This window comes from Myxococcus sp. CA039A, assembly GCF_013336645.1.
Lineage (GTDB): Bacteria > Myxococcota > Myxococcia > Myxococcales > Myxococcaceae > Myxococcus > Myxococcus llanfairpwllgwyngyllgogerychwyrndrobwllllantysiliogogogochensis.
Window position 1 is genome coordinate 23,698 of record NZ_JABUMQ010000001.1, and the last position, 15,183, is coordinate 38,880.

At 69.6% G+C, this 15,183-nt stretch carries 7 protein-coding genes; 1 reads left to right on the forward strand and 6 read right to left on the reverse strand.

Translation table 11 applies throughout. The features are described 5' to 3' along the window. Positions 1-78 precede the first annotated feature (78 nt). The gene (locus tag HR086_RS00085) at positions 79-2,217 is read left to right on the forward strand and encodes a catalase (RefSeq protein WP_174464026.1); all 2,139 of its coding nucleotides are present in this window, start codon (positions 79-81) and stop codon (positions 2,215-2,217) included. A 2-nt stretch (positions 2,218-2,219) separates the two neighbouring features. On the opposite strand, the gene HR086_RS48160 is transcribed toward HR086_RS00085, so the two are convergent. The 6 genes from HR086_RS48160 to HR086_RS00115 form a co-directional block, all read right to left on the reverse strand. Next, positions 2,220-3,659, reverse strand: a complete 1,440-nt coding sequence (locus HR086_RS48160) for a hypothetical protein (protein ID WP_254626113.1) — start codon at positions 3,657-3,659, stop codon at positions 2,220-2,222. A 47-nt stretch (positions 3,660-3,706) separates the two neighbouring features. Then, positions 3,707-6,019, reverse strand: coding sequence for a penicillin-binding protein 1C (gene pbpC / locus HR086_RS00095; protein ID WP_217441632.1), 2,313 nt, complete (start codon positions 6,017-6,019; stop codon positions 3,707-3,709). After that, on the reverse strand, positions 6,016-11,985 hold the full coding sequence (locus HR086_RS00100; protein WP_174464492.1) for an alpha-2-macroglobulin: 5,970 nt from the start codon (positions 11,983-11,985) through the stop codon (positions 6,016-6,018). The genes pbpC and HR086_RS00100 overlap by 4 nt, the downstream gene beginning before the upstream one ends. Positions 11,986-12,225: 240 nt before the next feature. Then, positions 12,226-13,593 (reverse strand): serine/threonine-protein kinase, encoded by a 1,368-nt coding sequence (locus tag HR086_RS00105; RefSeq protein WP_174464024.1) that lies wholly within the window; start codon positions 13,591-13,593, stop codon positions 12,226-12,228. Between the two features lie 75 nt (positions 13,594-13,668). Then, positions 13,669-14,151: a GNAT family N-acetyltransferase gene (locus HR086_RS00110; protein ID WP_174464023.1), complete on the reverse strand. Its 483-nt coding sequence runs from the start codon at positions 14,149-14,151 to the stop codon at positions 13,669-13,671. Between the two features lie 59 nt (positions 14,152-14,210). Further along, positions 14,211-15,170, reverse strand: a complete 960-nt coding sequence (locus HR086_RS00115; RefSeq protein ID WP_174457705.1) for a hypothetical protein — start codon at positions 15,168-15,170, stop codon at positions 14,211-14,213. Between the last annotated feature and the right edge of the window lie 13 nt (positions 15,171-15,183).

Below are 15,183 nucleotides of genomic sequence, written 5' to 3' on the forward strand. Positions count from 1 at the left end.
CTTTCCCTGGCACACGACGGCGGGCGTAGACCGCGAGCGCGCCAGTTCCCGGCGCGTTTCCTTCCCCTGGGAGCCCTCATGCCGCCGCGCAAGACTCCGTCGAAGCCGAACCCTCCGCCCCCCAGCAAGAACGAGCAACTGGAGGCATACCGCGCACGCCAGGAAGACACGGTGCTGACGACGGACCAGGGCATCCGCATCTCGGACACGGACAACTCGCTGAAGGCGGGCCTGCGCGGCCCCACGCTCCTGGAGGACTTCCACTTCCGCGAGAAGATGACCCGCTTCGACCACGAGCGAATCCCCGAGCGCGCCGTCCACGCGCGCGGCGCGGGCGCCCATGGCTACTTCCAGGTCTACGAATCCCTGGAGCGCTACACCCAGGCGCGCTTCCTCACCGACCCCAGCCTGCGCACGCCCGTCTTCGTGCGCTTCTCCACCGTGGGAGGCTCACGCGGCTCGGCGGACACCGTGCGCGACGTGCGCGGCTTCGCCACCAAGTTCTACACGCCCGAGGGCAACTACGACCTGGTGGGCAACAACATGCCCGTCTTCTTCATCCAGGACGGCATCAAGTTCCCCGACTTCGTCCATTCGGTAAAGCCGGAGCCGCACAACGAGATTCCGCAGGCGTCTTCGGCGCACGACTCGCTGTGGGACTTCGTCTCGTTGGTGCCGGAGACGGCGCACATGGTGATGTGGCTCATGTCGGACCGGGCCATTCCGCGCAGCTTCCGGCACATGGAAGGCTTTGGCGTCCACACCTACCGGCTGGTCAACGCCAAGGGCAAGGCCACGCTGGTGAAGTTCCATTGGAAACCCGTGCTGGGCACGCACTCGCTCGTCTGGGACGAGGCGCAGAAGGTGTCCGGCAAGGACCCGGATTTCCACCGCCGAGACTTGTGGGATGCGATTGAGCAGGGGAACTTCCCCGAGTACGAGCTGGGCATCCAACTGGTTCCGGAAGGCGACGAGCTGAAGTATGGCTTTGACCTGCTGGACGCGACGAAGCTCCTGCCCGAGGAGCTGGTGCCCGTGCAGAAGGTCGGCAAGCTGGTGCTGGACCGAAACCCGGACAACTTCTTCGCGGAGACGGAGCAGGTGGCCTTCTGCGTGGCCAACATCGTCCCGGGCATCGACTTCACCAATGACCCGCTGCTCCAGGCGCGAATCTTCTCCTACCTGGACACGCAGTTGACGCGCCTGGGCGGTCCCAACTTCGCGGAGCTGCCCATCAACAAGCCCGTCTGCCCGGTGAACAACCACCAGCAGGATGGCTTCGGCCGGCAGACCATCAACACCAGCCGGGCCAACTACCACCCCAACTCCCTGGGCGGCGGCTGCCCGATGCTGGCCGACCCCAAGTCGGCGTTCGTCCACCGGCAGGAGCGCGTGGAGGGGCACAAGATTCGCGCGCGCAGCGGCAGCTTCGGGGACCACTTCAGCCAGGCCACGCTCTTCTTCAACAGCCTGTCGAAGCCGGAGCGCGAGCACCTTGTCTCCGCGCTCGAGTTCGAGGTGAGCAAGGTGGAGCGCGCGGAGATTCGCGAGCGCGTGGTGAACCAGATTCTGGTGAACATCGACCGGCAGATGGCCGAGCGGGTGGCTCGCGCGGTGGGTGTCGCCCCACCGAAGCCACCCAAGGCCTCGGACGCGTCGGCGGGCAAGCCCGCGCCCAGGCTGAAGGCGTCCCCGGCGCTCAGCATGGAGAACACGCCGCACGACTCCATCAAGACGCGCAAGGTGGCGGTGCTCGTCGCGGATGGCTTCGCGGGCAAGGAGCTGTCCCAGGTGCGCAAGACGCTGGAGGGGCTGGGCGCCCTGGTCGAAATCGTGGGCCCCACGCTCGCCCCGGTCTCCAGCGCGGACGGGAGCAAGGAGACGCCGGTGAAGACGTTCCAGAACACGTCGTCCGTGCTCTTCGACGCCGTCTATGTCCCCGGCGGAGACAAGAGCGTGACGGCGCTGAAGAAGCTGCCGCTCGCGGTGGACTTCGTGCGCGAGGCCTACGTCCACTGCAAGGCGCTGGCGCTGTCCGGCGCGGCCACCACGCTGCTGGACGCGGCGGGTTTGTCGCAGCCCATGGCCAAGGGGCTGGATGACTCGATGGGCGTCGTGCGCAGCGCCAGGAACGAGACGCGAGGCTTCGGGCAGATGTTCGCCAAGGCCATCGCCGCGCACCGGCACTGGGTGCGCGAGGCGCCGCCCCCGGCGTAGCGTCAGCCGGGCGTGCGTCCCACGAAGAGGCCCAGCGCGAAGGCCGCCCCCATGAGGAGCAACACCAGAATCATGGGGACGCCACCTCGCGACTGGGCCTTCACGGCCATCGCCGCCTGTCCCGCGCTGGCCTGCTCCTCGGGGACGATGAGGCGGACCTTCATGACCGCCTTGACGAGCACGTCCTCCACGTCATGGAGGAAGCGCTCGTACTCCTCGGGCGCAAGCTCCAGGGGCTCGCCGTGGTGGGACTCGTAGCGCTTCGCCACGCCCTCGAAGCTGCGCAGCTGGGCCTCGCGCTTCGACACGTCCACCCAGCCGCACACGACGGACGGGCCGGAGCCCTTGCGCGGAACCAGGGAGATGGACTGGCGGGCCAGCTTGCCGCCCGCGGTGCTCGGGCCCTCGGGGTCGTCGATGCGCAGCACGCGGTGCGGCCCGCGCCCATACATCTTCTTCGCCAGGGCGTCGCGCAGCTGCTCCGCGAGCAGGGCGGAGTGGTTGGCGAACATCGTCCGCAGCGCGGGGCCCTCCTCCGCGGCGGCGACCACCTTGCCAGCGGCGGGTTCCAGCGGACTGAGGCGCACCACGCCCGCCGTGAGGCCCTGTGAGGGCGGCTTTTCGCCCCCCTTCGACAGCCAGCCCGTTGCCTTCGCGGCGGGGGGAGGCTTTGACGGCGAGGCCCTGAGCATCGGAGGCGCGGGTGGGCGCAGCTCCGTGGCGGGAGCCGCCGGGGATCCACTTCCTCGAATCTCGGTGGCGAAGGGCGGCAGCGCATCGTCGCCCCGACCCTCGCCCGTGGTGAAGAGCTGATATTCCTCGTCGCTGCCGCCATGCACGCCCGTGGCAGAGGTGTCCTCGTCGTCGTCCGCAGCGGAGACCTCGGGTCCCCGTCCGCGCGCGCCCGTGGCGCTCCGCCCGGCGCCTCGCGCTTCGGTGAGGATGGCCTCCTGGCCTCGGCCACCGCCCCGTGCGTCCGACGCGCCACTTGCCGCGCCCCTGCCGGTTCCTCGCGCTTCGGTGAGGATGGCCTCCTGGCCTCGGCCACCCCGCGCCTCCGACGCACCGCCCGCCTGCGCCCGGCTTCCCGCACGTGCCTCCGTGAGGATGGCTTCCTGGCCTCGGCCCGCCCCTCGCGCTTCCGTCTGGATGACTTCCTGGCCTCGACCACCCGCGCGTGGCTCGGAGGGGCGCGCTCCCGTAGTACGGCCACCGCGAGCCTCCGCGGCCTGGCCCTTGCGCACGTCGGTGATGATTTCTTCCTGCGCGTCGAGGGGGCCGATGCGCGTCTCGGGATGGGGCGGCTCCGGGGGCGCCAGACGCGTCTCCTCCGGGCGGTAGGACGACGGGATGTCCCGCGTCGCGTCCTCATCCTCCTCGGGCGCGATGCGCGTCTCCTCGCTCCGGCCGGGCCCACCGCCCCGCCTCTGTCCGTTCGCCATGGCCACTCCTCGTCCCGCCGAGGATAGCCCGGCCCGCGCCCGTTGGGTCAGCGCACGACGCGAACCCGCAACGTCCTCGCGTCCGAGCGGCCCCGGTCATCCACCGCCCGTACCACGTACGTCCCTGGTTTCGCGTCCCACTGAAGTGGCTCACCCCGCGAGGCCGTGCCCACCAGCTGCTCATCCACGAACCAGAACACCCGCCGCACGTCCGCGTCCGTCACGGCCGACAGCGGCACTGCGCGCGAGGACTCCGACGACGCCCGCAGGTTGTAGTCCACGCCTTCCTCGGGCGTGGTGATGCGCGGCGCGGTGCCCGTGCTGGCGCTGCGCTCCAGGCCACAGTCCTCGCCCTCCGGAGGCGGCACGCGCCGGGGCAGGCCCGCCTTCTGGAACAGCCGCAGCAGGTCCGACGGCCAGAACTCGAACACCTCCGCGCGGGTGGAGGGCCCCGGTCCACACGCCCTCAGCCCCGAGCGAGCGTCCACCCACACCTCGCGGTGTACGTCACAGGTGTGGATGGGCGAGGTGCCCGGGATGAACCACGTGTCCACCTTGCGCGAGCAGTGCGGCCCCGGCAGCCCCCCGGACAGCGCGCACACGCGCACGCGGCTCACGCCCTCCGGAGGCGTCTGGAGCACGCGGCGCACATCCGCGTCGCGCGAGCGCACCGAGTCCACCAGCTCGAACATCAGCGGCGCGGCGGCCGTCTGTCCCACGAAGGCCGGGTTGGGCTGCCCGTCGAAGTTCCCCACCCACACCGCCACGACGTAGGGCCCCACCACGCCCACGCTCCACGCGTCCCGGAACCCGGTGGACGTCCCCGTCTTCCACGCCACGGGCACCGTGTCGCGCGTCCACTCCGAGCGAAAGGACTGTGAGGGCCGATTCGCCGTGGCCAGGGACTCCAGCACCAGGAAGCTGGCCTCCGGGCTCAGCAGCTTCACGCCCTCTTCCACGGGAGCGTCCACCGTCCAGCGCAGCGGGCGCAGGTGGCCGCCGTGGCCCAGCATCGCGTACAGCTCCACCAGCTCCGCCATGGTGACTTCGGCGGAGCCCAGCGCCAGGGAGAGGCCGTAGTGCTGCTCGTCGCGCAGGCCCGTCACGCCCGCCTTGCGCAAGAAGCCATGCAGGCCCGGGGCGCGCAGCTGCTTCGTCAGCGCCACCGCCGGAACGTTGCGGCTGCGCACCAGCGCCTCCACCGCCGGGAGCGGTCCCGCGAACTCCCCGTCGAAGTTCTCCGGGTCATACCCCCGGAAGCCCAGCGGCGAGTCCTTCAACATGGTGCGTGGGTGCAGCAGGCCCTCGTCGAAGGCCAGCCCGTAGATGAACGGCTTGAGCGCGGAGCCCGGCGAGCGCTTCGCGTGCGTGCCATCCACCTGCCCCTCGATGCGCGCGTCGAAGAAGTCCGCCGAGCCCACCGCCGCGCGCACCTCCATCGACCGCCAGTCCACCAGCATCGCCACCGCGTTGCGGATGCCCATGTCGCGCCGGCGCTCCACGTACTGCCGGACGTGGCGCTCCAGCAACCGTTGCAGGGGCAAATCCAACGTGCTCGTCAGGCTCGTGCCCACGGGGGCCCGCCGCAGCACGCTGCCCACGAAGTGCGGAGCGAGGAAGGGCAGGTCCTCCGGCTGGTGCACCGGGAGCGGCTGGGCCAACAGCGGCCGGCGCTCCGTGTCCTCGGGGTGCTCCACCCGCCAGCGCTCGAAGAGGCGCAGCCGCGCGGCCGTCAGCGCTCCCGAGTCCCGACCCGGGTCCCTGCGCGCGGGGCTCTGCGGAATGACAGCCAGGGTGAGCGACTCGCCCAGGGTCAGCCGGGCCACGTCCCGGCCGAAGTACACGAGGCTGGCCGCGCCCACGCCCTCCACGTTGCGGCCATAGGGCGCCAGGTTGAGGTACGCCTCCAGCAGTTCGTCCTTGGACCAGGTGCATTCCAACTGAAGTGCCCGCAGCATCTGCATGACCTTGCCGCCGGGCGTGCGCGACTCGATGCCATAGCGGATGCGCGCCAGCTGCATGGTGAGCGTGGAGCCGCCCATGCGCCGCCCGCCCGTCAGGTACGTGCTCCACACCGCGCGCCCCAGGGCCACGGGGTTGATGCCCGGGTGCGAGCGGAAGTGCTGGTCCTCGTGGAGCAGCGTGGCCTCCACGAGCGTCGCGGGGATGCGCTCCAGCGGCACCCACAGCCGGTACTTCTCGTCGGGCGACAGGGTGAGGCGCAAGAGCCGGCCTTCGTGGTCGAACACCGCCTGCGAGAAGCCCAGCCCCTCGCGCAGCGGCGGCCGGGGCACCGCGACGTACAGCGCCGCGAGCCCCAGCACCACCCCCAGCAGCTTGCGCCACCCCCGTCGAATCACGGCGCCGTCACCGTCACCTGCGACGCCACCGAGCGAGCTTTGACGCTCCGGTCATACATGCCCTCGGCGAAGGCCGGAGGCATCACGAAGCGGCCCGCGTTGGTTGCCTTGATGCGGTAGATGAACTCCGTGACGGTGGTGCCCGCCGTGCCGTAGAGCACCACTCGGTCCTCGCGCACGTCCACATACTCGGGGCTGAAGCTGGAGCGATCGCTGCCCACCGGCGGCAGCCACCCACCGGCCACGGGCGCGGGCTCCGGCTCCCGGTAGGAGTTGTCCTGCGACTCGTCCTCGGACCCGCCACCCTCGTAGGACTCGTCCCCTTCGGAGGAGCTGTCACCCTCGCCATATTCGGAGTCGCCCTCCGACTCCGACTCGGGCTCGGCCTCGGGTTCGGGCTCGGGAGGCGCGGGCCGCTCCAGCACCACCTCGAAGCCTCCTGGCAGCAGGTCGGTGATGGCGATGTGCGACGTGTTGCCCTGCAGCCCGCGAAGCTTGAGGTGCACCTCCACCTCGCCGCCCAGCGGGACGTCCGTCACCACCTTGCCGTCCAGGCTCCTCAGCTCGCGCTGCACCTCCAGCTTCTCGATGATGGGCGCCGTGGGCACCTGCGCGTCGTAGCCCGCCTGCGTCACCTGGAAGAACAGCGGCGCGCTCGCCCCGCTCTTCACCCGGACGGAGGTGGCCTGCTCGGAGAAGGCGACCTTGGGGAAGAGTCCCTCTGGCACCGTCAGCGGACGCAAGGTGTCCGCCACCTTCTCCAGCAGGGCCACGCCCGCGCGCGACGGAGTGCCCTGCTCACCCAGCGCCTTCGCGTAGGCCTCCAGGCCGAGGATGGCGTACGCGGAGGACAGCGTGTTGAAGCGCTCCTCTCCGAGCGGCTTCGCCAGCGACACCAGCATCGCCCCGGTGATGCTGGGGAGCCGCTCGGGGAAGTGGCGCGATATCAGGTAGAGCACCTGCGCGTCGTAGACGAGCCCGTCGTAGAGCGCCGCGTAGTCGTTCTCCTGGGGCGCGCCGATGAGCACCTTCTTCATCGCGCGTGTGGCTTCCTTCTCCTGCTTGAGCAGCTTGTACGTCGCGCCGACATACGCCGCCGTCAAGTCCACCGGCCACGCCTCCGCGGCGTTCGCATCCAGCCACTCGCGCAGGACATTCACCGCCGAGCCCTGCACCTTGCCGTTGCGGGTGAGCACGTACTGCGCATAGGCCACGTTGCGCGCCTGGGTGAGGTCCTGCGGCTCGCGCTCCGCCAGCGTGCCCAGCCACGTGAGGCCCCGGTTCATCATGTCGGCGGGTACCGCGAAGCCGCGCTCCTTCGCCTCGGTGAGGAAGTGCAGCGCGTAGATGCTCGGCAGCACGGGCGCATACGAGTTGGCGGCCCACAAGCCGAAGGCGCCCTCGTCGTTCTGCCGGGTGCGCAGCGTGTGGAGCGCGGCGGCGAAGCTGGCATCGGCCACCTGCGGCCCCTGGCCCAAGAGCTCGCGGCGTCCCTTCAACGTCACCGCCGGGAAGGCGCGGCTGACGAGCTGCTCGGTGCAACCGTAGGGATACTTCTCCAGGTACGCGGACAGGCCGCGCGCCAGGCCCAGCGGCATGGGGGACGCGCTCACCTCCAGCGTGCGGAAGGCGCCGTGCATCTTCCGGGGCACCGCGAGGTCCGCCTCGCCGTCCTTCATGTAGCCGCCCTTCACGGACGTCAGGTAGGGCACGGCCGGACGGACGCTCAGGTCCACGGACTGCCGCCCCTTCTCCTTGCCCAGCGACGAGGTGAAGGTCAGCGTCCCCGAGCCGAGGACGGACTTCGCGCGCACCCGGAACGTGGTGCTCCCTTCGCGGCCCTCATCGATTTTCAGCGTGCGCCGGGCCTCGTCCAGCACCTCCAGGTGCTCGGAGGTCTTCAGCTCCAGCGTCACCTCGCTCCCCTTGCCGGCGCCCTCCACGCTGTTGGCCACCGCCACGCCCACGTTGAACTCGTCCCCGGGGGCGACGAAGGTGGGCACGCTGGGGGTGATGACGAAGGGGCCCCGGATGACGGCGCGGCGCGTGGAAGCGCCCACGGACTCCTGGCCCACGGCGACCGCCATCACCCGCAGCTCCCCGTTGAAGCTGTCCGGCACGGGGTAGACGAGCTCGCGCTCCGTCTCGTCGATGTCGACGACGCCGGACCAGTACGCCACCGGCTTGTCCCGCTTGCGCTTGAAGGGGTTGAGGTTCTTGCCGATGGCCGCCATGCCCTCGTCGTCGCCACCCATGGAGGACACGGCCTTCGACACGGAGAACTCTGGCAAGAGCAGGTCCAGAATCTGACCCGTGCGCACCTCCAGCGCGCGCTTCTTGAAGAAGTGCGCCAGCGGGTCCGGCGTCGAATAGCTCGCCACCTGGAGGATGCCCTCGTCCACCGCGTACACGACGGCGCGGCCCGGCCGGTTGCCCTTGTAGCGGATGCGGTAGGGCTCTCCCGGACGCCCCTTCTCCGCGCTGGTCAGCGTCACCTGCAGGACGCGGCTGTCCTTGCTCACGGAGAACGGCACCACGCCGTAGCTCAGCGGACTCATGAAGATTTCCTGCGAGTCCATGGCGCGCACGAAGGTGACGTTGACGTACCCGTTGCCCTCCAGGCCCGGCGGGAGGCGAATCTTCTGCACGGTGCTGGTGGCGTCCGCCTTGAACCAGACCCAGGCGTGGACGCGCTCGCGCTCCAGGGTGATGAGGCCCGCGCCGGTGTACGGCGCCTTGATGTTCAGCTCGATTTCATCCCCCGGCGCGTAGTCCTGACGGGAGAGCTTCACCTCCAGCTCCGCGTTCTTCTCCAGCGTGCGCGTGAGGTTGGCGTGCCCCGCCACCGTGTAGTCCACGCGGCTGAGCTCCGTGCCCTCCCCGTCCTTCACCACCACCACGAAGTCACCCGGCTGCTCCGTGGACAGCGCGTACTTGAAGCCGGCCTCGCCGATGGTCAGCTCCCGCGTGCGCAGCACGGTGTCGCGCCGCGCGGACTGGTAGGCGTACGTGCCATTGGGCTGCTGCGTGAGGACGGACACCCAGCGCCGCTCGACGAGCTCCGCCTTGAGCCCCTGCACGGCCTTCTTCTTCAGCGTCGGGTCCACCGCGATGAAGTCCACCGAGCGCGCCGAACCCTGGCTCAGATACGTCAACCCGCCATCCGGCTTGAAGCCGATGAGGTACGGCAGGGGCGACACCAGCACGGAGGCCTCCGAGGACACGCCTCGCCCGCCCTCGGCCTCATAGCCCTCCGCGAGCAGCGACACGCGCCACGTCGCCTTCTCGAACTTCTCCAGGCCCAGCTCCAGCTCCACCTCGCCCTCATCGTTGGTCGTGGAGTCCTCCAGGCGCTCGCTGAAGCTGCGCGTCGCCATCATCGGGTCATGGAAGGTGTAGCCCGGGTACTGACGGAAGCCGGGATACGCAGGGCTGAAGGACAGCTCCGCGGACACGCGCCGGTCCGCCGCGGCGATGCCGAAGAGGTTCTTCAGTGTCACCCGGCCCTTGAGCCCCTGGGGCGGCACCCAGCCTTCGAGCCGGTCGGTTTCGAAGCGCGTGGTGATGCGCATCCGGTCCGGGAGGAACTCCTCCACGCGCACCTGCGTCGAGCCGAGCAGGCTGCCTCGCAGCCCGTCCTTCACCACGTACAGGTTCACCGCGTAGTGGCCCGTGGGAGACGTCTCCTCCGTCGTGTACTGGAGCGACTCCAGTCCGGTGGCGGAGAGGGAGAGCTTCTGCTTGTGCACCTCCAGGCCGCGAGGGTCCGTGACGGAGGCCTCCAGCGGCACGCCCGTGGGCGGCTGGCTCCAATCGGAGGGCTTCACCACCATGGCGACGTGGAAGGTGTCGCCGGGTCGGTACAGGCCCCGGTCCGAGAAGAGGAAGGCCGTCAGGCGCTCCGGCGTGGTGCCGCTCGTCATGCCGCCCACGTCGAAGCGGCTGAAGTTGAGCTGCCGGTCCGAGCGATTGAAGGGCAGGAAGGCGAAGTCCTCGCCCTTGCGCGCCAGATAGGCGATGGGCGTCTGCTCGCGCGTGAAGTCGGTCAGCTTGGGGAAGGCCACGTGGCCGTCCGCATCGGTGGTCGCGCTGAGCACCGGCAGGCCGTTCTTGCCCAGCACGCTCACCGTGACGCCTTCGGCGGGGAGCCCCGCGCCGAGCGACTGCACGAAGAGGTCATGCGAGCCATCCGCGCTGTCCTTCACCACCAGACCCAGGTCCGTCACCAGCAGGAGCCGTGAGTCCTCCTTGCCCGTCGTCCGATTGTGCGCGGCGTCCCAGCTCTGCACCTTGAAGAAGAACAGGCCCCGCCGGGCCGAAGGGTTGTTCGCGGGGGTGAGGTACTCCGTCAAATCGAACGCGGCGTACTGCGCCTTGCCCCGGCCCACGCCTTCCAGCGGGCGCACCACGGAGAAGCTCTCGGTGATGTTCTGCTCGTCGAAGCGGTAGTTGCTGAAGCTGGGGTGCGCGAAGCGGCCCTCTGTCTGACTCACCAGGTGGTTGAGCTGGTCCGGCAGCACGCGGCCCAACTGGAAGCGCAACGCCTGGACGTCGCGTGAGAGGACGGTGACCTTCTTCTCACCCGCGAGGCTGAGCAGCGCGCCCTCGTGGAGGATGCTCACCTCCTCGGGGAAGCGCGGCACGGACTCGGTGCTGTTGAACTCCTCGGCCAGCACGTAGCCGCCGGCGGAGCGGGTGCCCTTCTTGAGCCGGATGTAGAGGTAGCGGCCTACGTCCGCGCGGATGCGGAAGCTGTGCAGCGTGGCGTGCTCCTTGTCCGCGGGCACCGGGTCCAGCGCCAGCTTCTCCGCCTTCGCGAGCAGCTCGTCGCCGATGAGCCGCGCATCGCTCCAGGAATGGTTGGTGCGCGCGGCCTCGTCCGCGGTGGCCGGCCTGTCCTTGGGCAGCACCCAGACCTGGAGGTTCTTTCGCAGCTCCTCCTCGGTGACGCCCGTCGTCAGATTGACGATGAGCACCTGCTCGGGCTCGTAGCGGTCATTGCGCACGAGCGACACGTTGGTGCCCGACACGCGGAAGTAGCTGAACATGCCGGGGATGGTGACCTGCCGCTCCTGTATCCCTTCGGTCCCCTTGCCGCCTCGCGCGGCCTGGACGCCGGACGCCATCCGCAACACCATGGTGGCCTCCTTGTCGGGGATGGGGATGAGGTCCGACTGGAGGTAGGCCTGTCCCTTCAGCTTGTCGTAGGTGACGTTGAACTTGTGCTCTTGGGGACGTGAGCCCAGCAGCCCTTCCTTGGGCACGTCGAAGCGCAGCGAGAGGTTGCGCACGAGCGAAGCCGGGTCCACCGGATGCGAGAAGGCCACCGTGGCCACCACGCGCTTCTCCTTCGGATTGCGCGGGTCCTCGTAGAACTCCATGCTGTTGATGGACGCGGTGAAGGGCTCCGAGCGGAACAGCGTCTCGTAGGACTCGAGCAGGATGTGCTCGGGGAAGAGCGAGCGGTCCAGCGTGACGCGATACTCCTGCCCCACGCCCCAGTCGGCACCCGGAACGAAGGAGAGCGTCCGGTCATTCGACCAGCGCCACGTTCCAGGATGCTCGGGCTTGAGGGTGATGCCCGCCGTCACCGGCTTGCCGATGGCTTCCAGCGGGGCCACCGAGCCGGTGAACCGCACGTGCACCGAGTCCCACCGAGGCGTGCCGTCGTCGAGAGGCGTCAACGAGGGAGACGTGGCGCTGAGCGAGTAGCGCACCGGCTGAGGCCGGCTCTGATACCAGCGATAGCCGGCATCCGCCGCGACGACGAGCAGCCCCAGGGCGACGACCGACAGCGCGATGCGCTTGGGATTGCGGCGGACCCAGCCGAACACGGCGCGCGCGAAACGGGCGAGGGCGTGGCCCAGCACGGCGGCCCAGGTGGGAGGCGTCCAGCGAAGCTCACCGAAGATGCGGCGAGCGAGCCGAGGTCTCGGCGGGGTGGGTTCGGATTCGTTTGAGGACATGGGGTGTCGTGCGGCGGCGGGAGCCAGCTCAGCGAGAGAGCAAGCACGGGGCCAGCGCGGCGCGATGTAAGCACGGCGGCCGGGTGAAACTGAAACAGGGGGGCTGTGTACCGAGGACCGCGCGTCCCGTGCGCGAGGAGCCGCGAGTCACCACCCACGCGCGGCTGGCTGACCGCTCACCCGAGACGAAAATGACTCAGGAGGGAGGGCGTCGGGGTGAGGTGCGCCGGGCCCGCGGCGTCAGTACGAAGGCGAGCCACTTGACGGCGAGCCACTTGACCAGGGCAGCTCGAACCAGCGGCGCTTCTCATGGCCTGCGGGGCTTGCCGGCTGGGATTGCGGTGGGTTGTAGGACGGGCTGCCCCAGTCCGGAAAGTCGACGACCATCACCTCACTGCCTCCTCGGTGCGGCATGAGCCGAATCAGGCCCACCAGCAAGGCCGTCAAGGCCAGTATGGCGAAGACCCAACGCGGGTTGCTCCATTGCGAGGACCCGCGAGTGACCTCTGTCTCCTCATGAGCGGTGACCACCTCGAGTGGGGGCTGAGCACGCTCCTCGGCCTTCTCGACAGTGACGGGTACGGCCACGGCCGCCGAGGCTTCGACGGTGGACTCCACGGGCGGATGCGCACCGCTCCGCTCCCGCCCTTCACCTGACGCCTTCGCTCCCTCGTCCGAGGAGGCCGAAACGACTGGCGTGGAGGGCTCGACCGTCAGTGCCTCGACCGACGCCCGCAGCGCGGAGAGCGCCTCCACCGCCGAGGAGAACCGCGCCGAGCGCTTCGGCGCGAGCAGCCTGCTCAAGAAGACGCGGAGCGGCTCGGAGACCTGGAGGTGCTGCTCGAACGACAGCACCAGTCCCTCGTCGACGAGGTCCGCGGGCTCGCGTCCACTGAGCCCATGGACCAGCGTCGCGCCCAGCGCGTAGAGGTCGCAGGAGGGCTCCACCGTGCCACCGAGCTGCTCGGGCGGCATGTACCCGAACGTCCCCACCAGCGTGGACCCATGTGTCACATCGCGCGACAGGTGACGGGCCGCGCCGAAGTCCACCAGCGCCGCGCGTCCATCCGGCCGGAGGATGAGATTCGCCGGCTTCACGTCACGGTGCACCAGCGCGGGCGTGCGCCGATGCAGCGCCGAGAGCGTATGAAGCACCTGCTCCGCCAGCGTCCACGCCTCCGCCTCGTCCAGCCGGCGGCGAGAGATGCGCTCGAGCAGCGTCTCCCCTTCGAGCAGCTCCTGCGCGAGATAGAGGCGCGTCCCCACCCCGCTGCCCTCCTTGAAGCTCGCGACGAAGCGCGGGATGTCCGGGTGCTCCAGCGAGCGCAGCACCGTGGCCTCCCGCTCGAAGGCGTCGAGTTGCTCCACCCCGGGCACCAACGCGAACAGCAGCTCCTTCAGAGCGACACGCGCCCCCTGCCCATCCACCGCCAGGTACACGCGACCATGCGGAGACTGCGAGACGAGCCGCAGGACGCGATATCCGCCCGGCGCCACGGCCGCGCCGCAATGGGCGCAACGAGCACCTTCCAGCATGGCGTCACACACCACACACGCCGCGCCCGCGTCCTCTTCACGAAGCCCTGACTGAGACCGGACACGCTCCACGCCGCACCTCCCGCAAGGGCCCCAGTCTACGGAGCCCTCCGGGGCGAATGCGAACCATGGGCCAACCGAATCCCGCTACGTCCGGCTGTACACGTCCGGGTCATGCCGCTCCATGAACCGGTCCGGGCTCTTCAGGGGCGTGAAGCCATACTGGGCATACAGTCCGTGGGCGTCCCGAGTGGCCAGCAGGAAGCGCCGCAGCCCCTGGAGGTCCGGATGGGCGAAGACGACCTCCATCAGCCACTTGCCCAGGCCATTGCCCTGCTGCGTCTCCAGGATGAACACGTCACAGAGATAGGCGAACGACATCCGGTCCGTGACGACGCGCGCGTAGCCCACCTGCGCGCCGTCCGCGCCATACAGGCCGAAGACCATCGAGTGACGAATCCCCTTCTCCACCAGCGCGCGCGAAATACCCGGGCTCCAGTACGAGCGCGTCAGGTAGCCATGCACCACGTCCACGTCGAGGCGGGCGGAGTCGTCGGAGATGACGAAACCGTCCTGGCGATGAACCACATACACACCGGACACGGCGGGAGACACCGCTTGCTGGGTCATGCGAAACATGTTTCCCAGCCCGAAGCCGCCACGCAAGCCCGGAATGCGGAACGCCGGGCTCAGCGCTTCGTCGCGCCCGCTTCCCGGGCCTCCACGACCTTCACCCAGTCGGGCTTCACCGGTGTCGGGCGGTAGTCCTTGTCCAGCCGGACCTCCTTGCCCATTTCAATCGTCCAGCACTCCAGCTCACGCAGCCACAGCTCGTGCAGGTGCGCGCGCGCCCGCTCCGGCTCCATGAAGACATACGCCACGCGCGTCAGCGGCTGCCCGGGCCCCACCGCGCCGTCCAGACGCAGCGAGCACGCGTCCAGCATCTCGCTGGCGGACACGTCGCGGCCGTGGATGACCATGCGCAGTAGCTTGTCCTTCGGCTCATAGAAGCCGTCGAACGTGTGTTTGCGCTTGTACCCGGACCGGATGATGCCGCCCTCCGCGTTGGCTCCCATGCGCGCATGGCCCGGCTTCGCCTCCGCGAGCGCCGTGGCGGAGTCCGCCTCCAGGTCATGGAACTGGACCAGGGAGACGTCGTCCGGCCCCTTCAACAGGCGCCACGGTCCGAACTCCAGCCACCGGCGCGACACCAGCCGCGCGTGGCCCTGGCCGCGGAACGCACAGCCCCAGCCGTGCGGGTAGTGCAGGTCATCCAGGATGGGCGCGGCGTACGCCTTGCCGTCGACCTTCCAGTCCGAAAACAGGCTGGCGAACGACGCCAGGAAGAAGGGCAGCGGCGCCAGCTCCGCGAGCACCTGCCGCGCGTCCCTCTCATGCGACCCCGCGACGAGGGCCACGGGGGACTCGACGAGGAGGAAGTTCCAGGAGTCGCCCGCCCAGACGGCCTTCGCGCGCCGCCGGGCATTCAGCATGCGCGTCTCCAGCCAGTCCGCGCCGGGCGACTGGTCCGTGAAGTCCACCGAGAGCGCGCTCGGGGACGTCTTCGGAAGGAGTCGGCTGACCATGGCCCGCACCAGGACTGGCAGGTCAGGACCCGACAGCCCCAGCTTCATCTCCGTCTCCGTCACCCCGCGACCTCCT

Bases quoted from the DNA above. Each gene is read 5' to 3' on its own strand.
- HR086_RS00085 (WP_174464026.1), top strand. From the start codon at position 79: ATGCCGCCGCGCAAGACTCCGTCGAAGCCGAACCCTCCGCCCCCCAGC.
- HR086_RS48160 (WP_254626113.1), bottom strand. From the start codon at position 3,659: ATGGCGAACGGACAGAGGCGGGGCGGTGGGCCCGGCCGGAGCGAGGAG.
- HR086_RS00100 (WP_174464492.1), bottom strand. From the start codon at position 11,985: ATGTCCTCAAACGAATCCGAACCCACCCCGCCGAGACCTCGGCTCGCT.
- HR086_RS00110 (WP_174464023.1), bottom strand. From the start codon at position 14,151: ATGACCCAGCAAGCGGTGTCTCCCGCCGTGTCCGGTGTGTATGTGGTT.